This is a genomic window from Candidatus Pelagibacter sp. Uisw_137 (assembly GCF_047720245.1).
GTDB lineage: Bacteria > Pseudomonadota > Alphaproteobacteria > Pelagibacterales > Pelagibacteraceae > Pelagibacter.
Genome location: NZ_CP159811.1, coordinates 515,577 through 539,475, shown reverse-complemented (window position 1 = coordinate 539,475; position 23,899 = coordinate 515,577). Strand labels below are relative to the sequence as shown.

Annotated in this window: 34 protein-coding genes and 2 pseudogenes; 9 read left to right on the top strand and 27 right to left on the bottom strand. The window is 29.6% G+C overall.

Annotation, left to right across the window (positions count from 1 at the left end; all coding sequences use genetic code 11):
- The first annotated feature begins 36 nt into the window (after positions 1 to 36).
- Genes ruvX through ABXT61_RS02885 form a run of 7 tightly spaced genes read left to right on the top strand, consistent with a single transcriptional unit; the run spans position 37 to position 6,577 of the window.
- Positions 37 to 492 (top strand): Holliday junction resolvase RuvX, encoded by a 456-nt coding sequence (gene ruvX, locus ABXT61_RS02915; protein WP_415315776.1) that lies wholly within the window; start codon positions 37 to 39, stop codon positions 490 to 492.
- Positions 493 to 534: 42 nt separating this feature from the next.
- On the top strand, positions 535 to 1,476 hold the full coding sequence (locus tag ABXT61_RS02910) for an aspartate carbamoyltransferase catalytic subunit (RefSeq protein ID WP_415315775.1): 942 nt from the start codon (positions 535 to 537) through the stop codon (positions 1,474 to 1,476).
- Positions 1,477 to 2,763: a dihydroorotase gene (pyrC, locus tag ABXT61_RS02905; RefSeq protein ID WP_415315774.1), complete on the top strand. Its 1,287-nt coding sequence runs from the start codon at positions 1,477 to 1,479 to the stop codon at positions 2,761 to 2,763.
- A gap of 2 nt (positions 2,764 to 2,765) precedes the next feature.
- On the top strand, positions 2,766 to 3,341 hold the full coding sequence (gene plsY / locus ABXT61_RS02900) for a glycerol-3-phosphate 1-O-acyltransferase PlsY (RefSeq protein WP_415315936.1): 576 nt from the start codon (positions 2,766 to 2,768) through the stop codon (positions 3,339 to 3,341).
- A gap of 37 nt (positions 3,342 to 3,378) precedes the next feature.
- The gene (topA, locus tag ABXT61_RS02895) at positions 3,379 to 5,979 is read left to right on the top strand and encodes a type I DNA topoisomerase (protein WP_415315773.1); all 2,601 of its coding nucleotides are present in this window, start codon (positions 3,379 to 3,381) and stop codon (positions 5,977 to 5,979) included.
- Positions 5,976 to 6,110, top strand: a complete 135-nt coding sequence (locus ABXT61_RS02890) for a hypothetical protein (protein ID WP_271487440.1) — start codon at positions 5,976 to 5,978, stop codon at positions 6,108 to 6,110. Before topA ends, ABXT61_RS02890 begins: the two co-directional genes overlap by 4 nt.
- Before the next feature lie 5 nt (positions 6,111 to 6,115).
- Positions 6,116 to 6,577, top strand: coding sequence for a RidA family protein (locus tag ABXT61_RS02885; RefSeq protein ID WP_415315772.1), 462 nt, complete (start codon positions 6,116 to 6,118; stop codon positions 6,575 to 6,577).
- On the opposite strand, the gene ABXT61_RS02880 is transcribed toward ABXT61_RS02885, so the two are convergent.
- Positions 6,574 to 7,872 (bottom strand): UDP-glucose dehydrogenase family protein, encoded by a 1,299-nt coding sequence (locus ABXT61_RS02880; protein ID WP_415315771.1) that lies wholly within the window; start codon positions 7,870 to 7,872, stop codon positions 6,574 to 6,576. The genes ABXT61_RS02885 and ABXT61_RS02880 overlap by 4 nt on opposite strands.
- Positions 7,869 to 8,683 (bottom strand): annotated as a pseudogene (locus tag ABXT61_RS02875) (sugar phosphate nucleotidyltransferase). Before ABXT61_RS02875 ends, ABXT61_RS02880 begins: the two are co-directional and overlap by 4 nt.
- Before the next feature lie 4 nt (positions 8,684 to 8,687).
- On the opposite strand from ABXT61_RS02875, the gene panC reads away from it, so the two are divergent.
- Complete coding sequence (gene panC / locus ABXT61_RS02870; protein WP_415315770.1) at positions 8,688 to 9,530, top strand: pantoate--beta-alanine ligase; 843 nt, start codon at positions 8,688 to 8,690, stop codon at positions 9,528 to 9,530.
- Here the strand turns inward: panC and mgtE are convergent.
- Positions 9,527 to 10,902: pseudogene (gene mgtE / locus ABXT61_RS02865) on the bottom strand (magnesium transporter). The gene panC and the pseudogene mgtE overlap by 4 nt on opposite strands.
- Before the next feature lie 61 nt (positions 10,903 to 10,963).
- Here mgtE and lipB point away from each other — a divergent pair.
- Positions 10,964 to 11,584 carry a lipoyl(octanoyl) transferase LipB gene (lipB, locus tag ABXT61_RS02860; RefSeq protein WP_415315769.1) on the top strand — a complete coding sequence of 207 codons (621 nt, stop codon included), beginning with the start codon at positions 10,964 to 10,966 and terminating at the stop codon, positions 11,582 to 11,584.
- Here the strand turns inward: lipB and ABXT61_RS02855 are convergent.
- The 24 genes from ABXT61_RS02855 to rplW are packed head-to-tail and all read right to left on the bottom strand — an operon-like array spanning position 11,565 to position 23,898.
- Positions 11,565 to 12,479, bottom strand: coding sequence for an RluA family pseudouridine synthase (locus ABXT61_RS02855; protein WP_415315768.1), 915 nt, complete (start codon positions 12,477 to 12,479; stop codon positions 11,565 to 11,567). The two genes, lipB and ABXT61_RS02855, sit on opposite strands and share 20 nt — an antisense overlap.
- A gap of 24 nt (positions 12,480 to 12,503) precedes the next feature.
- Positions 12,504 to 12,941, bottom strand: a complete 438-nt coding sequence (rplQ, locus tag ABXT61_RS02850; RefSeq protein ID WP_415315767.1) for a 50S ribosomal protein L17 — start codon at positions 12,939 to 12,941, stop codon at positions 12,504 to 12,506.
- A complete protein-coding gene (locus ABXT61_RS02845) occupies positions 12,941 to 13,969 on the bottom strand; it encodes a DNA-directed RNA polymerase subunit alpha (RefSeq protein WP_415315766.1) in 1,029 nt (342 codons plus the stop codon). Before ABXT61_RS02845 ends, rplQ begins: the two co-directional genes overlap by 1 nt.
- A gap of 3 nt (positions 13,970 to 13,972) precedes the next feature.
- Positions 13,973 to 14,425 carry a 30S ribosomal protein S11 gene (gene rpsK / locus ABXT61_RS02840; protein WP_415315765.1) on the bottom strand — a complete coding sequence of 151 codons (453 nt, stop codon included), beginning with the start codon at positions 14,423 to 14,425 and terminating at the stop codon, positions 13,973 to 13,975.
- A 7-nt stretch (positions 14,426 to 14,432) separates the two neighbouring features.
- Positions 14,433 to 14,816 (bottom strand): 30S ribosomal protein S13, encoded by a 384-nt coding sequence (gene rpsM, locus ABXT61_RS02835; protein WP_415315764.1) that lies wholly within the window; start codon positions 14,814 to 14,816, stop codon positions 14,433 to 14,435.
- A gap of 55 nt (positions 14,817 to 14,871) precedes the next feature.
- The gene (locus tag ABXT61_RS02830; protein WP_415315763.1) at positions 14,872 to 15,513 is read right to left on the bottom strand and encodes an adenylate kinase; all 642 of its coding nucleotides are present in this window, start codon (positions 15,511 to 15,513) and stop codon (positions 14,872 to 14,874) included.
- Between the two features lie 4 nt (positions 15,514 to 15,517).
- Positions 15,518 to 16,798 (bottom strand): preprotein translocase subunit SecY, encoded by a 1,281-nt coding sequence (gene secY / locus ABXT61_RS02825; protein ID WP_415315762.1) that lies wholly within the window; start codon positions 16,796 to 16,798, stop codon positions 15,518 to 15,520.
- A 10-nt stretch (positions 16,799 to 16,808) separates the two neighbouring features.
- Positions 16,809 to 17,270: a 50S ribosomal protein L15 gene (rplO, locus tag ABXT61_RS02820; RefSeq protein ID WP_415315761.1), complete on the bottom strand. Its 462-nt coding sequence runs from the start codon at positions 17,268 to 17,270 to the stop codon at positions 16,809 to 16,811.
- The gene (rpsE, locus tag ABXT61_RS02815) at positions 17,270 to 17,782 is read right to left on the bottom strand and encodes a 30S ribosomal protein S5 (RefSeq protein WP_271492404.1); all 513 of its coding nucleotides are present in this window, start codon (positions 17,780 to 17,782) and stop codon (positions 17,270 to 17,272) included. Before rpsE ends, rplO begins: the two co-directional genes overlap by 1 nt.
- A gap of 2 nt (positions 17,783 to 17,784) precedes the next feature.
- Positions 17,785 to 18,141: a 50S ribosomal protein L18 gene (gene rplR, locus ABXT61_RS02810; protein ID WP_271492406.1), complete on the bottom strand. Its 357-nt coding sequence runs from the start codon at positions 18,139 to 18,141 to the stop codon at positions 17,785 to 17,787.
- Positions 18,141 to 18,680: a 50S ribosomal protein L6 gene (rplF, locus tag ABXT61_RS02805; protein WP_271525601.1), complete on the bottom strand. Its 540-nt coding sequence runs from the start codon at positions 18,678 to 18,680 to the stop codon at positions 18,141 to 18,143. The genes rplR and rplF overlap by 1 nt, the downstream gene beginning before the upstream one ends.
- Complete coding sequence (gene rpsH / locus ABXT61_RS02800; RefSeq protein WP_271492411.1) at positions 18,680 to 19,075, bottom strand: 30S ribosomal protein S8; 396 nt, start codon at positions 19,073 to 19,075, stop codon at positions 18,680 to 18,682. Before rpsH ends, rplF begins: the two co-directional genes overlap by 1 nt.
- A 10-nt stretch (positions 19,076 to 19,085) precedes the next feature.
- The gene (gene rpsN, locus ABXT61_RS02795; protein WP_271492416.1) at positions 19,086 to 19,391 is read right to left on the bottom strand and encodes a 30S ribosomal protein S14; all 306 of its coding nucleotides are present in this window, start codon (positions 19,389 to 19,391) and stop codon (positions 19,086 to 19,088) included.
- 2 nt (positions 19,392 to 19,393) lie between these two features.
- The gene (rplE, locus tag ABXT61_RS02790; protein WP_415315760.1) at positions 19,394 to 19,948 is read right to left on the bottom strand and encodes a 50S ribosomal protein L5; all 555 of its coding nucleotides are present in this window, start codon (positions 19,946 to 19,948) and stop codon (positions 19,394 to 19,396) included.
- Positions 19,948 to 20,196, bottom strand: coding sequence for a 50S ribosomal protein L24 (gene rplX, locus ABXT61_RS02785; protein WP_415315759.1), 249 nt, complete (start codon positions 20,194 to 20,196; stop codon positions 19,948 to 19,950). The genes rplE and rplX overlap by 1 nt, the downstream gene beginning before the upstream one ends.
- Before the next feature lies 1 nt (position 20,197).
- The gene (gene rplN / locus ABXT61_RS02780) at positions 20,198 to 20,566 is read right to left on the bottom strand and encodes a 50S ribosomal protein L14 (protein WP_271525609.1); all 369 of its coding nucleotides are present in this window, start codon (positions 20,564 to 20,566) and stop codon (positions 20,198 to 20,200) included.
- Positions 20,563 to 20,799 (bottom strand): 30S ribosomal protein S17, encoded by a 237-nt coding sequence (gene rpsQ / locus ABXT61_RS02775; RefSeq protein WP_271492425.1) that lies wholly within the window; start codon positions 20,797 to 20,799, stop codon positions 20,563 to 20,565. The genes rplN and rpsQ overlap by 4 nt, the downstream gene beginning before the upstream one ends.
- Entirely contained in the window at positions 20,792 to 20,983 is a 192-nt protein-coding gene (gene rpmC, locus ABXT61_RS02770) for a 50S ribosomal protein L29 (RefSeq protein WP_271492428.1), read from the bottom strand. The genes rpsQ and rpmC overlap by 8 nt, the downstream gene beginning before the upstream one ends.
- A 1-nt stretch (position 20,984) precedes the next feature.
- Complete coding sequence (gene rplP / locus ABXT61_RS02765) at positions 20,985 to 21,395, bottom strand: 50S ribosomal protein L16 (RefSeq protein ID WP_271525610.1); 411 nt, start codon at positions 21,393 to 21,395, stop codon at positions 20,985 to 20,987.
- Between the two features lie 2 nt (positions 21,396 to 21,397).
- Positions 21,398 to 22,078: a 30S ribosomal protein S3 gene (gene rpsC / locus ABXT61_RS02760; RefSeq protein ID WP_271492433.1), complete on the bottom strand. Its 681-nt coding sequence runs from the start codon at positions 22,076 to 22,078 to the stop codon at positions 21,398 to 21,400.
- A complete protein-coding gene (gene rplV, locus ABXT61_RS02755; protein WP_415315758.1) occupies positions 22,062 to 22,460 on the bottom strand; it encodes a 50S ribosomal protein L22 in 399 nt (132 codons plus the stop codon). Before rplV ends, rpsC begins: the two co-directional genes overlap by 17 nt.
- 2 nt (positions 22,461 to 22,462) lie before the next feature.
- Positions 22,463 to 22,756: a 30S ribosomal protein S19 gene (gene rpsS, locus ABXT61_RS02750; protein ID WP_271492437.1), complete on the bottom strand. Its 294-nt coding sequence runs from the start codon at positions 22,754 to 22,756 to the stop codon at positions 22,463 to 22,465.
- Positions 22,756 to 23,601, bottom strand: a complete 846-nt coding sequence (gene rplB, locus ABXT61_RS02745; RefSeq protein ID WP_415315757.1) for a 50S ribosomal protein L2 — start codon at positions 23,599 to 23,601, stop codon at positions 22,756 to 22,758. The genes rpsS and rplB overlap by 1 nt, the downstream gene beginning before the upstream one ends.
- 3 nt (positions 23,602 to 23,604) lie before the next feature.
- Entirely contained in the window at positions 23,605 to 23,898 is a 294-nt protein-coding gene (rplW, locus tag ABXT61_RS02740) for a 50S ribosomal protein L23 (protein ID WP_271525613.1), read from the bottom strand.
- Position 23,899 lies beyond the last annotated feature (1 nt).

Genomic DNA, 23,899 nt, shown 5'->3' with positions numbered 1-23,899 from the left:
GTCGGCAAACTATCACTTAAGTGTAAAATATACAATATGATCACAATTGAAGATTTTAAAATAAAACACTTAAATAAGGTGAGGTTTATTGGTTTAGATTTAGGATCTAAAAGAATTGGTGTCTCAATTTGTGATGAAAGACAATCCATAGCCACACCCTTTAAAACCATAAACAAAACCAACACAAACGAACTAATTGATGAACTTAAGATAATAATTAAAGATAATAATATTGGTGGAATAATTGTTGGGAACCCAGTTAATATGGATGGCAGTCTAGGTAGATCTGCTCAATCAGTTAATGACGTTGCAACAAATATATCAAAATCTATAGACCTACCAGTAATTTTGTGGGATGAGAGACTTTCAACAGTTGGCGCATTTAATCTATCAAGTTTATTAGACGTTAATGTTTCAAAAAGAGTTAAAACAATTGATCAAAACGCTGCAGCCTTTATTTTACAAGGGGCAATAGACTTTTTAAATAATTAATACTTGCCATAATGATGGTTAATAGTTATAGAGTTAATTTTAATGGCAACCAAAATAAATAAAGCTATTAAGATTTCTCAAAAACACCTCCTAGGTATTCAAGATCTATCAATTAGTGATGTTAATCTCATTTTAGAAGAAGCTAAAAGCTTCATTAAATTAAATCAAAGTAAAAATAAAAGATTAAATGTATTAAATGGTAAAACTCAAATCAATTTGTTTTTTGAACCCTCCACTAGAACACAAAGTTCATTTGAATTAGCCGGAAAAAGATTAGGTGCAGATGTTATGTCAATGAACATGGCGAACTCTGCGGTTAAGAAAGGTGAAACACTAATAGATACCGCAATGACTTTAAATGCAATGCATCCAGATATTATTGTAATTAGACACCAAGATTTAGGTGCATGTAATCTTTTATCTCAAAAAGTAAATTGTGCAGTGCTTAATGCTGGTGATGGAAGCCGTGAACACCCTACTCAAGCTTTATTAGATGCTTTAACAATTATAAATCGTAAAAAGAAAATTGAAGGTTTAAGAGTTGCGATTTGTGGTGACATAACTCATTCACGTGTTGCAAGATCAAATATTTATCTTCTAAATATGTTGGGTGCAGAAGTTAATATTATTGCACCATCAAACTTAATGCCAAAAGAAATAGAAAAGTTTGGCGTTAATACATTTACAGATATGAAAAAAGGTCTGAAAGATTGTGATATTGTAATGATGCTGAGACTACAAAATGAAAGGATGACTAGTTCTTTCTTGTCTTCAAATAGAGAATACTATGAATATTATGGACTAACTCCAGATAAGCTTGCTCATGCAAAAGATGATGCTTTGATTATGCATCCAGGCCCAATGAATAGAGGGATCGAAATTGACACAAAATTGGCAGATGACATTAACAGAAGCGTGATCAAGGAACAGGTTGAACTAGGTGTTGCAGTTAGAATGGCTTGTTTAAAAATATTTTGTGAATAAATGAAAAAACAATACTTTATAAATGCAAATATAATTGACCCTCATAACTCTATCAATGAGAACGGTGGATTGATTATTGGAGAAGATGGTTTAATTGAAGCTATTGGTAAAAAGGTAAATCCTAACAACATTCCATCAAGAGAAAAAGTAATAGATTTGAATGGCAATTATATATTCCCTGGTCTTGTTGATATGCGTGTCTTTGCAGGTGAGCCTGGTTATGAATATAAAGAAAATTTTAGAACTCTAAGTAATGCAGCACTTGCAGGAGGTGTTACTTCAGTTGTTACTATGCCGAATACAGACCCAATTATTGATAACGTTTCAATAGTAGATTTTTTAAAAAGACGTGGAAGAGATAAATCTAAAATTAATGTTTTTCCAAGTGCCGCCCTTACAAAAAATATTGAAGGAACTGCCATGACTGAATTTGGTCTACTTCAAAGTAGAGGAATAATTGGATTTACTGATGGTATTAAAACAATTCAAAATACTAGACTGATGTCTCGTATAATGAACTCAGCTAAAGATTTGGGCACACTAATCATGCAGCATGCTGAAGATTATGATTTATCCAAAAATGGAATGATTAATTCTGGAATTATTGCAACAAAACTTGGATTATCTGGAATACCTGCCGTTGCCGAAAGAATAATTATTGAAAGAGATTTAACGTTGCTTGAAAATATTAAATGTAGATATCACATATCACAAATTTCAGCCGCAAAATCAGTTGAAATTATTGAAGAAAGAAAAAATAAAGTTAAATTTACGACAGGTGTCTCCATAAATAACCTTTCATTAAATGAAAATGATATAGGAGATTTCAGAACTTTCTTAAAATTATCACCCCCATTAAGAACTGAAGAAGATAGAATTGCTCTAGTGCAAGGATTAAAAGATGAAACGATAGATGTTATTGTATCTGATCACAAACCAGAAGATGAAGAGCAAAAAAGATTAACGTTTTCACAAGCATCTACTGGAGCTTCTGGAATAGAAACGCTTTTATCACTAAGTTTGGAGTTATATCACAATGGTTCTGTTAAATTAGAAATCATAATTAAAGCCTTAACATCAAACCCTGCAAAAATTTTAAAAATTGATAAAGGTAATCTTTCAGTGGGTAATGAAGCAGATTTTTGCATTGTAGATATTGATAAGCCATGGGTTGTTAAAAAAGATAAACTTATCTCTAAATCGAAAAACACTTCCATTGAAGACAAAAAACTCCAAGGTAAAGTCACTAATACATTTGTAAAAGGTGAAGAATTATTTAAGTTATAATGATGGAATATTTAATTATTGCATTAAGCTCATATTTATTAGGATCAATACCTTTTGGTTTTATACTTACAAAAATATTTTTAAAAAAAGATATTAGAGATATTGGTTCAGGAAACATTGGAGCTACAAATGCTCTTAGAACAGGTAATAAAACGTTAGGCTACGCAACTTTATTGCTGGATATAACAAAGGCTGTATTGCCTGTTTTATATGTAAAATTTAATTATCCTGATTATATCTTTATTGCATCACTAAGTGCATTCTTGGGTCACGTTTTCCCTATATGGCTCAAGTTTAAAGGGGGTAAGGGTGTTGCAACATATGTTGGAATATTATTTTCGATAAACATAGTTTTGGGGTTAGTGTTTATTATTAGTTGGGCTGTTACATTTCTTATTTCAAAATACTCATCACTTTCATCGCTAGTTGGTAGTTTAATGGTACCAATTTATTTAATTATTTTTGAAAATTATAACTCAATATTTTTCATAATAATGTTTGTACTTATATTCTACACACACAGAGAAAACGTCAAACGATTGAAGAACAAAGAAGAAATCAAGACTAAAATTTATTGATTTGACTATCTAAGTCTTTTAAGTAATTTGTTAAGTAATGAATCTCGTAGTCGTAGAAAGTCCAGCTAAAGCAAAAACTATCAATAAATATCTAGGTGATGATTATATTGTATTAGCAAGTTATGGTCATATTAGAGACCTTCCTTCGAAAAATGGTTCTGTTGATCCAGAAAATAATTTTAAAATGGAATGGGAAGTAGATAGTTTTTCTAAAAAATATCTTAAAGAAATTACAGATGCGGCTAAAATTTCTTCAAAAATTATATTAGCCACTGACCCCGACCGAGAAGGAGAAGCAATTGCTTGGCATGTTAAAGAGTATTTAAATGAGAAAAAATTAATTAAGGACAAACATGTAGAAAGAGTTGTTTTTAATGAAATTACAAAAAAAGCAGTTATTCATGGAATTGAAAACCCACGACAAATCGAGCCATTACTTGTTGAAGCTTATATGGCTAGAAGAGCTCTAGACTATTTAGTGGGCTTTAATATATCACCAATTTTATGGACAAAGTTACCCGGTTCTAAATCTGCTGGGCGTGTTCAGTCAGTTGCTTTAAAATTAATTACAGAACGAGAACATGAAATTGAGCTTTTTAATCCTGAAGAATTTTGGACTTTAAGTGTTCAATTCAACGACAATTATAAAAATTCTATATTAGCAAGTATCACTCAATTAAATGATAAAAAAATTGAAAAATTTTCTTTTAAAAATAAAGCTGAAATTGATAAAGCAATTGAAGAAGTTAAATCTAGGAAGTTCAATATAAATGACATCTCAAGCAAAGTTGTTAACAGAAACCCTTTGGGCCCTTTTACTACTTCTACATTACAACAAGTTTCTTCTGGTAGACTAGGATTTGGAGCATCACGTACAATGCAAATAGCTCAAAAACTTTACCAAGGTATAGAAATAGACGGTGAAACTATTGGTCTTATCACGTACATGCGAACAGATGGAACCAATCTATCAACAGACGCTATTGATACTTTTAGGAAGTATATAAAAAGTGAGTTTGGTGAAGATTATGTTCCAGATAATGCAGCAAGTTATTCTGGTAAAAAGGCTAAAAATGCTCAAGAAGCACATGAAGCAATTAGACCTACAGATATTATACGTGCACCAGATACAGTTAAAAAATATCTAAGTCCAGATCAGCATAAATTATACGATTTAATTTGGAGTAGAGCCCTTTCCTCTCAAATGAAACCTGCTCAATTTGATAGGAATACTATTACGATAAACTCAGATGATAATAGAACAATCTGTAAGGCTAGTGGATCTGTTATTAAATTTGATGGGTTCTTGAAGGTTATGAAAGACAACAAAAAGGATGATGATGAAGATATACTTCCTAAAATGAACAAAGGTCCAGTTAATATAGAGGCTCTATTAGATGAACAACATTTTACACAACCACCACCAAGATACTCAGAAGCAAGTTTAGTTAAAAAATTAGAAGAGCTTGGTATTGGAAGGCCCTCAACTTATGCAAGTATAATATCTGTTATATCTACTAGAGGTTATGCAGAAGCAATTAATAAAAGATTTCACCCAACAGATCGTGGTAAATTAATTTCTGCTTTTCTTGAAAAACTTTTTTCTAAATATGTTGATTATAACTTTACTGCTAGTTTAGAAAACCAACTTGATGACATCACAACTGGTAAAGAAGGATGGATAAAAGTTCTAGAGTTATTTTGGAAAGATTTTAATAAAAATGTATCTGACGTTAAAGAGAAAAGAACTAGAGAAGTTTTAGATCTATTAAACGACAGCCTAGGCAGTTTAATTTTTGAAAGAGATAAAGATGGAAATATTAATAGACAATGTAAGTTATGTGACAGTGGATCATTAAGTTTAAAAAATAGTTTTAGAGGTGGTGCTTTTGTAGGTTGTTCAAATTACCCGGATTGTAAGTTTACTAGACCACTGTCTAAAGCTAAAGCGGCTGCTCAATCTCAACTGGCTGAGCCAAAACTTATAGGTAAGCATGAAAATGGTAATGACATGTATCTTAAAAATGGAAGATTTGGTCCCTACTTACAATATGAAAAAATTGAGGAAATAAAAAAAGAAGAAGAGGTTATAGTTGAAACTAAAAAGAAAAAGAAAACAAAAAAAAAGAAGGTAAAAAAAGAAGATAATAATTTAAGAAATGTGTCTATTCCTAAAGGAATTACATTAGATAGCGTGGATCTTGATAGAGCTAAATTTTTATGTTCATTACCAAAAAGTTTAGGTATTAATCCTGAAAATCAAAAAGAGATAATATTAAATTCAGGGAGATTTGGGCCATATTTAAAATGTGAAAACAAATCAGCAAGAATTGAAAATGTTGAGGAAATTTTCTCAATTGGTCTTAATAGGGCAATCACTTTAATAGCAGAAGCAAAGCCAGGTAGAATGTCAGCATCAATTATAAAAGATCTAGGAGAGCACCCTGAGGACAAAAAACCTGTTAGAGTAATGAAGGGTCAATATGGACCTTATATCAAGTATAAATCTCTTAATGCAACGATACCAGAGGAAAAAGACCCCTTAGAACTTAATATGGAAGAGGCTTTAATATTAATTGAGAAAAGAAAAAAATACGATAAAACTGAAAAAAAAATAACAAAAAAAAAGGAAAAATGATAAAAAAAATATTAATACTATTAACAGCAATTGCCTTTACTTCATGCGCAACAATTAATGATAAAATGCCAAAACGAAAAGCTTGTACTGGTGAAAACAAAACTTTAGCTGACATAATTTGTAAAAAATAACAAATATGGATTTTGATAAAAAAATTGTAGAATTAAAAATAGAATTGCCTGAAGCAAAAGCCCCAGCAGGAAATTATGTAGCAACAAAGATAACAGGTAAATTATTGTATATATCTGGGCAAATTTCAATTGATGAAAGGGGTGAATTGATTAAAGGTAAAATTGGAAAAGATTTAAAAACTGAAGATGGATATGAGGCGGCTAAACGTTGTGGTTTAAGCATAATTTCACAAGTTAAAAAAGCTTGTGATAACGACCTTTCTAAAGTTAAATCTTGTGTAAAGCTGACAGGATTTGTCAATTCAACAGAAGACTTTATAGAGCAGCCCAAGGTGATAAACGGTGCGTCAGATTTAATAGCTTCTGTTTTTGGAGACGCTGGGATGCACACAAGAGCAGCGGTTAGTACAAACAGTTTGCCACTTGGCGTGTCAGTTGAAGTTGACGCTATTTTTGAATTAAATTAATTTCCAATACTAAAATATTTGATTTTCTGATCTTTCATCTTTTTTGGTGAATAGATATTTCTCATATCAAAAATTGAGAATATTTTATTTTTCACATCTTTTTTAAAGTTAATAGTTTTAAAATCATTCCATTCTGTGTGAATAATAATTAAATCTGATTTTTTAATCGCATCTTTAATATTATTTGAAAAAACAATATTCTTAAATTTCTTAAAATGTGGTTTTTCTCCAGTAGGATCAAAGTAATTAATTTTTGCACCTTTTTTTATCAATGCAGGGATCATAGTCAAACTTGAAGAATCTCTCATATCATCGGTGTTTGCCTTAAACGTTACACCTAAAAAACAAATATTTTTATTGTTTATTTTATTTTTTAAAATATCAAAAACTCTTTTTAACATTAATGATGATCTATTTTCATTCGATTTAATGACACTTTTAATAACCGTTAAATTTGTTTTAAATTTATTGGCAGTAGCTGTAATAGCCTTAGTATCTTTAGGAAAACAAGATCCACCATAAGCAGGACCTGCTCTTAAAAAACGGCTGCCAATTCGATCATCAAGCCCCATCCCAATGGAGATATCCTCCACATTAACATTAATTTTTTCACATAAATTGGCTAGCTCATTAATAAAAGTTATTTTAGTAGCTAAAAAGGCATTAGAAGCATATTTTATCAATTCTGCAGCTCTTCTAGAGGTATTAACGTACTTTGCACCTTTTGATATCAATGGCGAATAAAGATTTTTTAATATCTTATTAGATTTTTTATTATTTGTACCTATTACTACTCTATCTGGATAAGTAAAATCTCTTATAGCGTCACCTTCTCTTAAAAATTCAGGATTTGAAACTACTGAAAAAAGTTTTTTTGATACTTTTTTTGAAATAATTTTTTCTATTTCATCACCCGTTGTCACTGGAACGGTAGATTTAGTTATAATAATTTTAAATTTTTTAATAGATCTGCTTATCTCTTTTGCAACATTATATACCTGACTTAAATCAGCATTATTTGCATTTTTTTTAGTGGGTGTGCCAACACAAATAAAAATTATGTCTGACTTTGAAATTGAATCTTTTAAATTTGTAGAAAATTCTAAACGGTTATTTTTATAATTTTTAATAACTAATTCGTCTAAACCAGGTTCATATATCGGTATAATACCATTTTTTAAGTTTTCAATTTTATTTAAATCTTTATCAACACAAATAACGTCATTTCCTAAATCGGAAAAACAAACACCACTTACTAAACCAACATACCCCGTTCCAATCATGCAGAGTTTCATTGTTTAGAAATCTCCAAAGTTGATTTAATATAACCCTTCATTGTTCCACAATCTAAATATTTACCTGAAAAATTGTGACCAATGAATTGATGATCATCTTCTATTAAAGCTTGAATAGCATCAGTGATATGGAATTCTCCACTTTTGCCTGGTTTTAACGATTTTAATTTAGAAAAAATTGTTTTAGGTAATATATACCTTCCAATTACAGCATTATTAGAAGGTGAAGCTTTTATAGTAGGCTTTTCAACAACATTATTAATGATAAAATTATTTTTATCGATTTTTTTCTTAATGTTATAGATGCCCCATCTAGATACCTCATTTTTATTAACCTTCATACTTGCCATAACAGATGTTCTAAATTTTTTATGAACCATAATCATAGACTTAGAACAGTTTTTTTTAATTATCAAATCATCAGGTAGTAACATTAAGAAATATTTGTCTGTGATAAATTTCTTAGTTTTATAAACGGCATCACCAGTACCTAATGGTTTTTCTTGAAAAACAAATTTAATCATTTTTTTGTATTTAAGAATTTTTTTATACTCCTTGATAATATTTAGATCATTTTTTTTTTAATAATATCTTTATAAAATTTATCATTATAAAAATATTTTTTTATCATCATTTTTTTTTTAGAGATAATAAATATAACTTCTTTAATTCCCGCTTCTATACATTCATCAAGGATATACTCAAGGCCAGGTTTTCCATTAATAGGTAAAAGCTCTTTTGCAAAAACACTGGTTAGTGGTAACAGTCTAGTCCCAAGGCCAGCTAAAGGAATTATAGCTTGTTTAATCATATAAATGTTTTACTTATTAATATTCTTATTACAAATGAAATTAATAAAATTAAAAACTGATTTAATTAAGGCAATTGAGCTTGATAAAAGATTAGGTTTTGTACCAACAATGGGAAGTTTACATGAAGGTCACAAAACATTAATCAAAACATCACAAAAAAACTGCAAAAAAACATTAGTAAGTATTTTTGTTAATCCGACTCAATTTAATAGTAAAAAAGATTACAAAACATATCCAAAAAATTTAAAGAAAGATTTGAGCTACCTTAAAAAACTTAATGTTGATTATGTATATTTGCCAACCATTAAACAAATTTATTGGAAAAAAAATGATGAAATTAAGCTAAATAAATCAGAAAATATATTGTGTGCAAAATTTAGAAAAGGACATTTTGAAGGTGTGCTTGATGTTTTGGATCGTTTTGTTGATTTAATTTCCCCACAAAAAATCTTTATGGGAGAAAAGGATTTTCAACAATTTTTCTTAGTTAGAAACTACATTGAAAATAAGTACGATACCAAAGTTTACGTATGTAAAACAATTAGGGATAAAAACAAGTTAGCTTTATCTTCAAGAAACTCTTTATTAAATAAGAAAGGTTTTATTAAATCGGGAATAATTACAAAAAAATTATTATCATTAAAAAATGAGATCAAAAAAAATAAAAAAAATTACAAAAAATTAATATTTAATTTAAAGAAAGAATTACTTAAAAATCTTGATATTAAAATTGAATATTTGGAATGTAGAAACACGCACAATCTAAGCACTAAAATTATGAACAAACCTTTTAAACTTTTTGTGGCTTACTATATTAATAACGTACGATTAATTGACAATTTTTAGAGAAAATAAGCACTAACACCAAGAAATGAAACAAAACCAATAACATCAGTAATAGTCGTTACAAACACACTTGATGCGATAGCGGGATCAATATCCATTTTTTTTAAAGTTATAGGCACTAAGATTCCAAATAACCCCGCAACAATCATCGTAACTATCATTGACATAGAAATAATTAGAGAAAGTAAAGAGTTCTTGAAACCAAACTTGAACTACTAACGCACTTATTATTGCAAATATAATACCATTTAAAATACCAATATTAAATTCCTTTAAAATATTTTGTGAAAAGTTATTTTTTGTTAAATCATTTGTTGCTAAAGTTCTGACTGTAACAGCTAAAGTTTGCATACCAGCATTACCACCCATAGAAGCAACGATTGGCATCAAAAAGGCAAGAACAACCATTTGTTCAATTGTTGCACCAAATAAACTAATAACCCATGTTGCAAGAAATGCAGTAAATAGATTTAATAAAAGCCAGTTAAACCTTCTTCTAGTTTTCTTAAAAACACCATCAGTAATTTCTTCATCACCTACCCCAGCTAATCTTAAGGCATCTTCCTCTGCTTCTTCTTTTAATACGGTTAGGACATCATCATACATGATCATACCAACCAATTTATTTGATTTGTCCACAACTGCAGCAGAATTCAAATTATAGTTTTCAAATACGTTACCTACCTCCTCTTTGTCCATATCTACAGGAATAAGTAATTGCGACTCTGACATGATAGAAAGCATTTTAGTTTCTCTAGAAGTGGTTAAAACTTTAGATGATGGAACAGTTCCAATTGGCTTAAAACCCTCATCTATAATGAAGATTTCTAAAAATTCTTCAGGTAAATCTTTATTTTCTCTTAAATAATCAATTGTTTGACCAACAGACCAATTACTAGGAATAGCCGTAAATTCACGTTGCATTATTCTAGCCGCTGTGTCTTCCGGATAACTTAAACTTTCTAATAAAGCAAATCTATCTTTTGGTGGTAAAGAACTTAATATTGTATTCTTATCTTTTTCTTCAACATTTTCTAAAATTGTTATCGCATCATCAGATTCAAGGTTTTTTAATAGCCTAACAATAGTATCGGGGGATAGATAAGCTATGATTTCAGACTGTACTGAACTCGTTTAACTCAATAAAAACTTCTGGATCTATATTGAAATTATTAAGTTTTATTAAACTTTCTCTATCATTTTGACCAAGATGTTCGATTATATCAGCTGCATCAGCTGGGTGCATTTCATTAAAAGAATTGGTAATAAATTGAGCATCATTGTTAGCTATCTTAGTAGTAACAACTTTTATGTACTCTTTATTAAACTCAAAATTAACTTTTTTATCTTTTATTTTTTTTATTAAAGACATAAATTTACATATAAATCAGTTTTGCACTAATAGTACATAATAAGAATAATACAATTTTTAAATGAATATAGAGATTAAAAAGTCAATAAAACCTATAAAATATGAAGATGCAATAAAGCTCCTTGAGAAAAGATTGTTGGAGATAAACAGTGGTCAAAAAGAAGAGTTAATATGGATCTTAGAACATGAAGAGGTTTATTCTGCAGGTACTAGTTATAAAGAAAAAGAAATTCTTAATAAAAATATAAATCTAATAAAAACAAATCGTGGAGGAAAAATTACTTATCATGGTCCAGGACAATTGGTTTGTTATTTTGTTATAGATTTAAAAAAAAGAAAAAAGGATATAAGAAAATTTATAACTTTAATTGAAGAGACAATTATTGATAGCTTATCAAAATTTGATATTAAAACATTTGGTGATCCAAAAAATATTGGTATTTGGACTGACCATAAAGGTGAAATTAATAAAGTTGCAGCAATAGGTGTGAGGGTAAGTAAATGGATAGCTTACCATGGATTTGCAATAAATATTAATAATGATCTTTCAAAATATAAAAACATTATTCCATGCGGTATTTCAGATAAAGGTGTAATCAATCTTAAAAAAATTAAAGATCAAAACTATGAGAATTTAGAAAAGATTATTATTGAAACTTTTTCTAAGAATTTGAAAATCTAAGCCTTTTTGTCTTTAAAAGTTTTTTGAAATAATCTGGCAACAATGCTGTATAGGTGTATTTTTTTTCATTAATCATAAATTTGATTTGGTATGAATGAAGCATTAAATTTTTATTTATAGCTTTATCGGTATTACTAAATTTATATTTTTGATCCCCATAGATTGGGCATCCTACTGCATAAAGTTGCTTTCTTAATTGATGCTTTCTACCTGTAATTGGCTTCATTTCAACAAGACTACATATAGAATTTTTATCCAGTACTTTATAAAGTGTTCTAGCTTTTTCAACCACCTCCCTATCATTATCATATCTAGTTAAATCATCATTCCACTCACCTAAGTCTTTCTGCAACTCTCCATGACATATCGCCAAGTAAGTTTTATGAACTTTTCTAAGTCTAAATAAAGAAGTTAATAACTGGGCAGATTGTCTATGCTTAGCCATAATAAAAACTCCAGATGTATCTTTATCAAGTCTATGTACAGAAAATGGTTTTGTGTCTTGAAAAATTTCACTGCGAGCAAATATATCAACAAGATTTTTTTTAGATTTGGTTCCACCTTGAACTGAAATACCAGAGCTTTTATTAAGAACAATGAAATCATCATTGTTATCAATTATTAATTCTTCATTCTCTTTAATAACTTCGTCTGAAGGTACAAATTTAATTGTTTTTTGAACAATTGTTTCTTTAAAATCAAAATTAAATAAATCTATAGTATCCCCTGTCTTTACTTTATGAGAACTTTTTATTTTTTTACTATTAATTTTAACTTTTCCACTCTTTAAACTTTTTTCAATTAACCCTTGAGGGTAATTACCTAGTTTGTTACGAATCCACCTGTCAATACGCATATCGTTAAACGTTGAATCAACGTTAAAAGACTTTTTCATGATGATATGATTTTATATAAAAAATTAAGCAGTAGCTAATTTTTTCTCTTCAGTTTTCTCTTTTGCTGGATCTTTTTTCTTTCTATCCACTCTTTTTGCTTCAACATCTCTATCCACAAATTCAATTACAGCCATAGGTGCATTATCACCATATCTAAAGCCAGCTTTGATAATTCTAGTATAGCCACCATTTCTTGCTTCATATCTTTTTGATAATGTTTTTTTAACTTTATTTGCTGATGTTATGTCTTGTAATTTGGACATTAACATTTTCGTAGTTTGAAGAGTTTCTTTTTTCCCTAAAGTTATGATTTTGTCAGCTTGAGGTTTTAAGAATTTAGCTTTTGGAAGTGTTGTAGTGATCTGTTCATATTTTATTAAAGAATTAAGCATATTCTTCAATAAAGCTTTTCTATGTTCAGAAGTTCTATTTAACTTCTTATTAGCCATTCCGTGTCTCATTAGATTTGCTCCTCTAACTTTTTAGACATTTCAGCTATATTTTCTGGTGGCCAGTTTGGTATTTCCATACCTAAATATAAAGACATACCAGTTAAAACTTCTTTTATTTCATTAAGTGATTTTCTTCCAAAATTAGGTGTTCTAAGCATTTCACCCTCTGATTTTTGAACTAAATCTCCAATATAAATAATATTATCATTTTTAAGACAATTCATAGATCGCACAGATAATTCAAGTTCATCAACTTTTCTTAATAAATTTTTATTGAATTCAGGCTCAGATGAAACTTCTTTTACAGGTGCTTCAACAGGTTCGTCAAAATTAACAAACATATTTAGTTGATCTTGGAAAATTCTCGCAGAATAAGCTACAGCATCTTCTGCAGAAATTGATCCGTTAGTTTCAACTTCCATAATTAATTTGTCATAATCCAAAGCTTTTCCTTCTCTTGCAGTGCTTATAGAGTAGGAAACCTTTTTAACTGGACTGTATAAAGAATCTATAGCAATTAAGCCTAAAGGTGGTTCTTCTGGTTTATTCATCACTGCTGGTACGTACCCCTTACCTGTGCCAACATTCATCTCCATGTGGAAATGTGTATTTTCATCTAAATTACAAATAACTAAATCAGGATTTAAAATTTCAATATCAGTAACTTGTGCTATATCTGAAGCTTTAATTTCTCCAGGACCTTTAGCATCTAAAATAAGTTTTTTAGTAGTATCTGAAGAACTTTTTAAAGCTAATGATTTAACGTTTAAAACTATGTCGGTAACATCTTCCCTAACACCTTTGATAGATGTAAACTCATGTAAAACACCATCAATTTGAATTGAAGTTACAGCAGCACCTCTTATTGATGAAAGTAAAATTCTTCTTAAAGAATTACCTAAAGTTAAGCCATATCCTTTTTCTAAAGGTTCAGCGATAATTTTTGCATGTGATTTATCATCACTAATCTTAACATCTAACTGAGCTGGTTTAATTAATGCTTTCCAATTTTTAGCATTTACATTTAAACTTTCCATTTATTAAACTCTCCTTTTTTTTGGTGGTCTTACGCCGTTATGTGGCATTGGTGTAGTATCTTTTATTGAAAAAATCTTAAATCCTCTCGCTTGTAAAGCTCTTAATGCAGTTTCTCTTCCAGAACCAGGTCCTTTAACTTCAACTGATAAAGTTTTCATTCCATATTCTAAAGCTTTAGATGCAGCAGAATCTGCAGCAATTTGTGCAGCATAAGGTGTTGATTTTCTTGAACCTTTAAAACCTTTTTGTCCAGCAGATGCCCAAGAAATTACATCACCGTTAGTATCTGCAATTGAAATTATTGTATTGTTAAAAGTAGACTGTACGTAAGCGATACCATTAAGAATGTTTTTTTTTATCTTCTTTTTTTTTGAATATGAGCTTTTCTTTGATTTTTTATCAACTTTTTTTTCTACAACAGCTTCTTTATTTTCAACTTTATCTACTTTAGCCATAAATTAATTATTTTTTTAGTGGAGTTAATTTTTTACCAGCAATTGCGATTGCTTTACCTTTTCTTGTTCTTGCATTACATCTTGTTCTTTGTCCTCTAACAGGAAGTTTTTTTCTATGTCTAGATCCTCTATAACATGCAAGATCAATTAATCTTTTAATAGTTAAGGAATAATCTCTTCTAAGATCACCTTCTACTTTAAAGTTTGCATCAATATATTCTCTAATTTTTAAAATATCTTCATCTGTAAGTTCATTAATTCTTTTTGCTTCAGGAATTTCTAAAGAAGTACAAATCTGACTAGAAAATTTATCACCAATACCATAGATGTACGTTAGTCCTATGTGGACAAGTTTGTTTTGCGGAATGTTTACACCTGCTATACGAGCCATATTTTTGAGAATAAATTTAGCCTTTTATATAAGAAGATGTTGCAAAGTCAACGTCTTAAACCTTAAGAATTTCATTGATTTTATTAGTTATTTGATCAATTTCACCTGCACCATCGATTTCTGTGAAATTTGAATTTTTTGAATAGAAATCTAATACTGGTTTTGTAGAGGACATGTAAGTGTCATATCTAGAGATAATAATGTCAAGATTGTCATCTTTTCTTTTCTTTAAATACTCAACACCACAAGGATGAAGCTCTATTTGCTCTTTATTGAAATACTCATTTAAGGTCATATTACATTTTTCACAAGTCATTCTACCCATAATACGCTTTTCAATGATGTCTCTTGAGACATTTAAGAATATAGTGTGTCCTATTGTTTGATTGAACTCTTTTAATATAACTTCCAGGTTATTAGCTTGATCAACATTTCTTGGATATCCATCAAAAATAATTCTATCTCTATATTTTAAATTAATTAATGATTGTCTCAACAAGGTATTAACAATTTCATCTGAAACAAATTTACCATTAGATATCAATTTTTCAATATCATTTCCAAGATCTGTTTTAGATTTAACTTCACTTCTTAATAGGTTTCCTGTTGATAATTGAAAGTAATTATATTTTTTAACAATAGATTGAGCTTGAGTCCCCTTACCTGCTCCTGGAGGACCAAAAAGAATTATATTCACTTAATTATTTTCCGAATTTTGTTTTTTTAATTAATTGCTCATATTGAGAGCTCATTAATCTAGTTTGTATTTGCGTAACAGTATCAATTGCAACCACAACAACAATTAAGATAGAAGTACCACCTAAATAAAAAGGTATTGGATAATTGGCAATTAAAAATTCTGGCATTAAACAAACTAATGTTAAATATAGAGCACCAATTGTTGTAAGTTTTGTTACAATTTTATCAATATACAAAGCTGTATTTTCACCCGGTCTAATCCCAGGTACAAAACCACCATATTTTCTTAAATTATCAGCAGTCTCAGTTGGATTAAATGTTATTGATGTATAGAAAAAAGTAAAAAAAATTATACCAGAAGCATAAAGCAACATGTAAAGAGGTTGTCCTTGTGTAAAGTATGAACTTAAATTTAAGAATGTGTCATTGTCTGAAAAACTAAAATTAGAAAAAGTTACAGGCAATAATAATAAAGCTGATGCAAAGATTGCTGGTATAACACCAGCTTGGTTAATTTTTAAAGGTAAATGAGAAGATTCACCACCATACATTTTATTTCCCATTTGTCTTTTAGGATAATTTATTAAAATTTTTCTTAATGCTCTTTCCATGAAAACAATGAACATTATTGTTGCAACTAATAATACAAAAATTCCAACAATCATAATTGTAGATACCGCACCCGTTCTACCAAGCTCGAATGTAGTAACTAAAGCACGTGGAATTTCAGCAACAATACCAGCAAAAATTATTAGCGATATACCATTACCAATACCTCTTTGTGTTATTTGTTCACCAAGCCACATTAAAAACATTGTACCAGCAACAATGGTTGATACAGCTGTTACAGTAAAAAATAACCCCGGATTAATAACTAAGTCAGCTGAAGATTGTAAACCTATAGATAATCCATAACCCTGAATAGTAGCAAGCACAACTGTTCCATACCTTGTGATCTGAGTAATTTTTGCTCTTCCAGTTTCACCTTGCGCCTTTAAATTTTTAAAATAATCAGATACGCCAGTTAACAGCTGAACTATAATTGAAGATGAAATATAAGGCATAATTCCAAGTGCAAATATCGCCATTCTACTTACAGCTCCACCTGAAAAAACGTTAAACATTCCAAGTAATCCTTTTTGATTACCACTCATCATTGTTTGTAATTGCTCAGGGTCAATACCTGGAATTGGTACAAAAGTACCAAATCTATAAACTGCTAAGATAAATATTGTAAAGATTATTCGATTTTTAAGATCATTAGTTTGAGAAGATGAGCTCATAATATCTTAATTATTTTTTTAATTGTATTGTGCCACCTGCTTTTTCTAATTTAACTATGGCAGCTTTTGATATTAGATCAGCTTCGATATTAACTTTATCTTTAATTTCACCTGTAGCTAGTATCTTTAATTTTTGAGAATTCTTATTAATTAATTTAAGTTTTTTAAGTAATGCCATATTAATTACATCACTAGAATTGATTGTTTTTTCAGTTATAAAAGTTTGAATTTTTTCTAAGTTCATTATTGCAATAATAGCTTGATATCTCTTAATTGCATTGAAGCCTCTTTTAGGCAGTCTTCTATATAAAGGCATTTGACCACCTTCAAAAGCTTTGATAGCAACACCAGATCTAGATTTTTGACCTTTAACTCCTCTTCCAGATGTTTTTCCTTTTCCAGAACCAATACCTCTACCGACTCTCATCTTTTTTTTGTATAAAACTTTTCCTGTAGTATTTAATGTAGTCATTATCCTCTTTTTTCAATTACATCAGAAATTTTTTTATTTCTAATTGTTGCAATATGTTTTGGTGAATTTTGTTTTGAAAGAGCCTTCATTGTAGCTCTTATCATATTGTGCGGGTTTGATGTGCCCATTGATTTAGCAACTATATCTTTAATTCCTAAAACTTCACAAACTGCTCTTACAGGACCACCTGCAATAATACCTGTTCCCTTAGGAGCAGATCTTAAGATAATTTTACCAGCACCATCTTTACCATAAACGTCATGATGAATAGTTCTACCTTCTCTTAAAGGTATATGAATTAATTTTCTTCTAGCAGTTTCATTTGCTTTTTTAATTGCGTCTGGAACTTGTTTAGCTTTAGCATGTGCTATACCAATTTTACCTGCTTGATTTCCAACAACAACTAGTGCTGAAAAACCAAATCTACGTCCACCTTTTACAACTTTAGTAATTCTATTAATGTGAACTAATTTTTCTAAAATTCCATCGTCAATTTTGTTTTTAAAGTCCATAATTAAAATTCCATTCCATTTTTACGTAACGTTTCAGCAAATGCCTTAACTCTACCGTGATATTTATAAACACCTCTATCAAAATAAATTTTTGTTATCTTTTTTTCTACTGCTTTTTTTGCTAGTTTTTCAGCAACAATTTTAGAAATATCAGTCTTATTAACTTTACTCATAGCTTTAACATCTTTTTCAATAGAAGAAGAAGAAAGCAAGGTAATATTTTTAACATCATCGATGATTTGAGCAGATATATTTTTCAAAGACCTTGAAATACTTAGTCTAAATCTATCAGGAGAAGAAACGTTTTTAACTTTATTAGTTACTCTAAATTTTTTTCTTTGGATTGCATTTAATTTCATTATTTTTTCTTTCCTTCTTTTCTTAATATATACTGACCTTTTTCTCTAATACCCTTACCTTTATAAGGTTCTGGTTTTCTAAAAGATTTAATTTTTGAACAAACCATACCAACTTGTTGCTTGTCAGATCCACTTACTTTGACAGTCGTTTGTTTTTCAACAACAATTTTAATACCTTCTGGTATATCAAAATTTATATCATGACTATAACCAAGCTGCAGATTTAATTGTTTTTCTTTTAGCGCAGCTCTATAACCAACACCAACTAACTCTAATATTTTTTCATATCCAGTACTAGAACCAATAACAGCATTATTTATTAAACTTCTATTCATTCCCCATAGTCTTTTTGAATTTTGGTCAACTTTCTTTGGTTTGATTGATATCTCTTTTCCTTCAGTAATATCAACATTAAACATTTCTAAATCAACATTAAGAGATTTTTTTCCTAATGGTCCTTCAATATTAAGCACGTTATCAGATAGCACTGCTTTAACTTTTTCAGGAATTGAAATACTTATTTTACCAATTTTAGACATTAAAATACCTTACAGATTATTTCACCACCAACTTTTTGTTTTCTAGCATCAACATCAGTCATAACACCCTTTGGAGTAGAAACTATTGCAACACCGAGCCCACCATTAATTTTTGGTAAACTGTCAGCACTTGAAAAAATTCTTCTTCCTGGCTTTGACACTCTTTCAAATGTACTAATAACCGGGTTTCCTGAATAATATTTAAGGTCTATAGATAAAACTGGTTTTTTATCTTCAGTATCAATTTTATATTCTTTAATAAAACCTTCATTTTTTAAAATATCTGCAATTTTTACTTTAAAGTTAGAAGAAGGCAGTGCAACTTTTTTGTGATTTCTCACTAAAGCATTTTTTATTCTTGCAATCATATCCCCTATTGGGTCACTTAAGCTCATATATTCCTTTCTACCAGCTCGACTTCGTCATGCCTGGAATTAATCCATGCAATCCTAAGTCCCTTAAAGCTATTCTTGATATTTTTAATTTTCTGTAAACACCATGTGGTCTTCCAGTAATTTGACATCTATTCATCACTCTATTTTTAGCTGAATTTCTTGGTAAATTAGATAATTTTTGCTGTGCTTTAAATCTTTCTTCAAGAGAAATTTTCTTATCCATGATAATCTTTTTTAAAGCTAATCTTTTTTTAAACAATCTATCTGAAAGTTTAATTCTTTTATCGTTTTTTTGAACTGCGCTTACTTTAGCCATTTCTAATTGTCTCCTTTTTTGATAAATGGAAAATTTAATTTCTCTAGGAGCGCAAAACTATGATCTTTGTTTATAGCAGCAATTACAACTACAACATCAAGACCTCTAATTTTGTCTATTCTATCAAAATTAACTTCATGAAAAATTATATGTTCTTTAATTCCAAAAGTATAATTGCCAAATTTATCAAAACCTTTGGGAGATAGACCTCTAAAATCTTTAATTCTTGGTAACGCAATATTAACTAGTCTATCAATAAACTCATACATTTTATTACCTCTTAGGGTAACTTTTAAGCCTGCATTAGTACCTTTTCTTGTTTTAAAGTTAGCAACAGATTTCTTAAATTTTGTAACTGTAGGTTTTTGTCCAGTAATTTTACCTAAATCTTCTTCAGTAGATTTCATAATTTTAGCATCAGCACCATCAAGACCTAGGCCCATATTAATAACAACTTTAACAAGTTTTGGTCCCTGAAAAGTATTCTTAAATCCTAATTGCTCTTTAAGGGCAGGTTGAATTTCTTTGTAATAAAGTTCTTTTAATCTTGGTGTCATTATTTTTTAGCCTCAGTTTTTTTATTTTTTTCTTTTAAATCAATAAGTGCAAGGTTTGAAATATGTATAAAACTTTCTTTGGAAATAATTCCACCTTTTTTTTCTTTTGTAGTTTTAACGTGTTTTTTCACAATATTAATTCCTTGAACTTTTGCTCTGTTGTTAGGTCTATCTATTTCAATAACCTCACCTTCTTTTTTTTTATCTCTTCCAGTTAATACTTTTACTTTAGAACCTTTTTTAATCATTTTATAATACCTCTGGAGCTAATGAAATTATTTTCATTTGACCTCTACTTCTTAGTTCTCTTGTAACAGGTCCAAAAATCCTAGTTCCAACCGGTTCACCTTTGTCATCAACTAAAACTGCTGCATTGTTATCAAATTTAACTTTTGAACCATCGTCTCTATGAATTCCATATTTAACACGAACTACAACTGCTTTGTGTACAGAGCCTTTTTTAACTTTACCCTTAGGTATTGCTTCTTTTACAGCAACGACGATTGTATCACCAATACTAGCATATCTACGTTTTGATCCACCAAGAACCTTAATACATTCAATTCTTTTTGCACCAGTGTTGTCTGCGACTAACATTTCAGTTTGTACCTGTATCATTTAGAACCATCCATTACTTGAAATTTTTTATTTTTTGAAAATGGTTTACATTCAATAATTGAAACTTTATCTCCAGTTTTAAATTTATTATTTTCATCATGTGCATTATATTTTTTTTGAACTTTAACCACTTTTTTTAGCACTGGATGTGAATATTTTCTCTCTACTGCTACGGTAATAGTTTTATTAGGCTTATCACTAGTAACTACTCCTGTTAATATTTTTTTAGGCATTTAATTTTCCTTTTAGTATAGTTTTTAACCTTGCAATTGTTTTTTTTGTTTGTCCAATTTTTGATGGGTCTTTAATTTCAGAATTAATTCTTTGAAATCTAAAATTAAATAAATCTTTTTTCAATTTATCTATGTTTTTTAAAACTTCGTCTTTAGATAATTTTTTAATTTCTTGTTTTTTCATATTATGCAAATCTTTTTATAAATTTAGTTTTAATAGGTAATTTAGCAGATGCTTTATAAAGAGCTTCTTTTGCAATTGCTTCTGAAACACCATCAATTTCAAACAAAATTCTACCAGGTTTAACTCTACATGCCCAATATTCGGGAGCACCTTTACCTTTACCCATTCTTACTTCAACGGGTTTTTTTGAAACTGGAATATTTGGAAAAATTCTAGTCCAAACACGACCTTGTCTTTTCATGTGTCTAGTTAGAGCAACCCTAGCAGCTTCAATTTGTTTACCAATAATTCTTTCAGGAGCCATAGCTTTTAAAGCAAATGATCCATAATTAATTTTCGCAGCACGTGTAGCTGTTCCATGAATTCTGCCTTTGTGAGCTTTTCTATATTTTGTTCTTACTGGTTGTAACATAATTACTCTTTAACCTCTTTAGGTTTAACTTTATTTGTTTCCTGGCTAAATTCTCTTGCAAAAACTTCACCTTTATAAATCCAAACTTTAATTCCAATAATTCCAAATGTTGTTAAAGCCTCTGCTTCATCGTAATCAATATCTGCTCTTAATGTATGAGAAGGAATACTGCCCTCTCTCAACCACTCTGTTCTTGCGATTTCGTTACCACCAAGTCTGCCACTTATTGCAACCTTAATACCCTTGGCACCTAATCTCATACAAGACTGCATGGCTCTCTTCATTGCTCTTCTATATGATATTCTTTTTACTAGTTGTTGTGCAATATTTTCGGCTACTAAAAAAGCATTAGTTTCAGGCTTTTTAACTTCTTTAATATTTAAAGATACCTCATTGCTTGTAAATTTAGATAAATTATTTTTAATTTTATCAATATCACTACCTTTTTTACCAATAACAAACCCTGGTCTTGAAGTATAAATTGTAACAAAACATTTATTTGAAGTTCTCTCTATCATTACTTTTGATACACCAGAGTTAACTACATTTTTCTTGATATAGGCTCTAATTTTAAAATCTTCAATTAGATAATTGCCAAAATCCTTCTTTTTAGCATACCAAACAGAGTCCCAACCTCTATTCACACCAAGTCTAAAACCTATCGGATTAACTTTTTGTCCCATGACTCTCCATTTGTTTTGCTTCTGATAATATAATTGTAATTGTTGAATATGGTTTTAAAATTGGTGCAGCTCTACCTTTTGCTCTAGGTCTAAATCTTTTCATAACAACTTTTTTTCCACAATAAGCTTCTTTAACAATTAACTTATCAATATCATATTGATTATTATTTTCAGCATTAGCAATAGCTGATGAAACTGTTTTCCTAATCTCTCTAGTTATTCTTTTTGTAGAAAATTGTAATTCTCTAATAGCAACATCAACTTTTTTTCCAACGATTGCTTTAAGAATTGGATTAAGTTTTCTCACACTAGATCTAATATTGTTATTTACTGATCTAACGGTATCTACTTTAATTCTATTAATTTTCTTTTTCTTATTCATGGTTATTTCTTAGCTGTTGCTGGTTTTGCCTTTTTATCTGCAGGCGTATGTCCAAAAAATGTTCTTGTAGGTGAAAACTCACCAAGTTTGTGTCCAACCATATCTTCAGAAATGGTGACAGGTATAAATTTTTTCCCGTTATAAATCAAAAAACTAACACCAATAAATTCAGGTATTATAGTTGATTTTCTTGACCAAGTTTTAATTGGCATTTTTTTGGGGTCTAATTTTTGTTTTTCAACTTTTTTAATTAAGCTCTCTTCTACAAAAGGACCTTTCCATACTGATCTAGCCATTATTTTTTAGTATCCTTTCTTTTATTTCTTCTTTTAACAATAAACTTATCTGTTCTTGCGTTTGTTCTTGTTTTTAATCCTTTTGCACCTTGGCCTGTCGGAGATACTGGATGTCTACCACCAGCACTCTTACCTTCACCACCACCGTGCGGGTGATCAACTGGATTCATTACAACTCCTCTTGTATGAGGTCTTCTACCTAGCCATCTTGATCTTCCAGCTTTACCAATCTTAATATTTTTTTGGTCTGGATTTGACAAGACACCGATTGTTGCCAGACATCTTGAGTCTATTCTTCTAACTTCGCCAGAGGTCATTTTAACCAATGAATAATTACCATCTAAACCACTTATAGTCACAGAGGTACCAGCAGATCTAGCTATTTTTCCACCACCACCTGGTTGTAATTCAACGTTATGCACGTTTACACCAACTGGAATATCTCTTAACGGCATACAATTACCAACTTTGATTTCTTTTGCAGAGCCATTTTCAATAACATCACCAACGTTAATTTTTTGAGGTGCTAAATAATAAAAATGAGCTCCATCATCAAACTTAATTAACATAATATAACATGATCTGTTTGGGTCATACTCGATACGCTCAACTGTACCAGGCACATCAAATTTTTTTCGATAAAAATCTACAAGTCTATACATCTTCTTATGCCCACCACCCGACATATTTCTAGAAGTGATATGACCATTATTATTTCTTCCACGCATTGAATTTTTAGGCTCAACAAGCATTTTAAAAGGTTTACCCTTCCATAGACCCGTTCTATCAACAAGAACTGTTCCTCTAGTAGATTTTGTATATGGTTTAAATGTTTTTAATGCCATTATTTAAATTCCTGTTGTTAGATCGATACTTTGACCTTTTTTTAGAGTTATAATTGCCTTTTTATATCCTTGAATATTTACTTTTTTCCCTCGTTTAACAACTTTTCTGTTTTGCTTGTTAATTATGTTAATTTTAATAACATTTACTTTAAAAATTTTTTCAATATTTTTTTTTAAATTAGTTTTGTTAGCTTCTCTCGGAACTTTAAATACAATTTTATTTTGCTCAGAAAGATTTGTTGTCTTTTCAGTTAGCATTGGTGATAAAATTTTATCGTATAAATGTATCTTATCCATT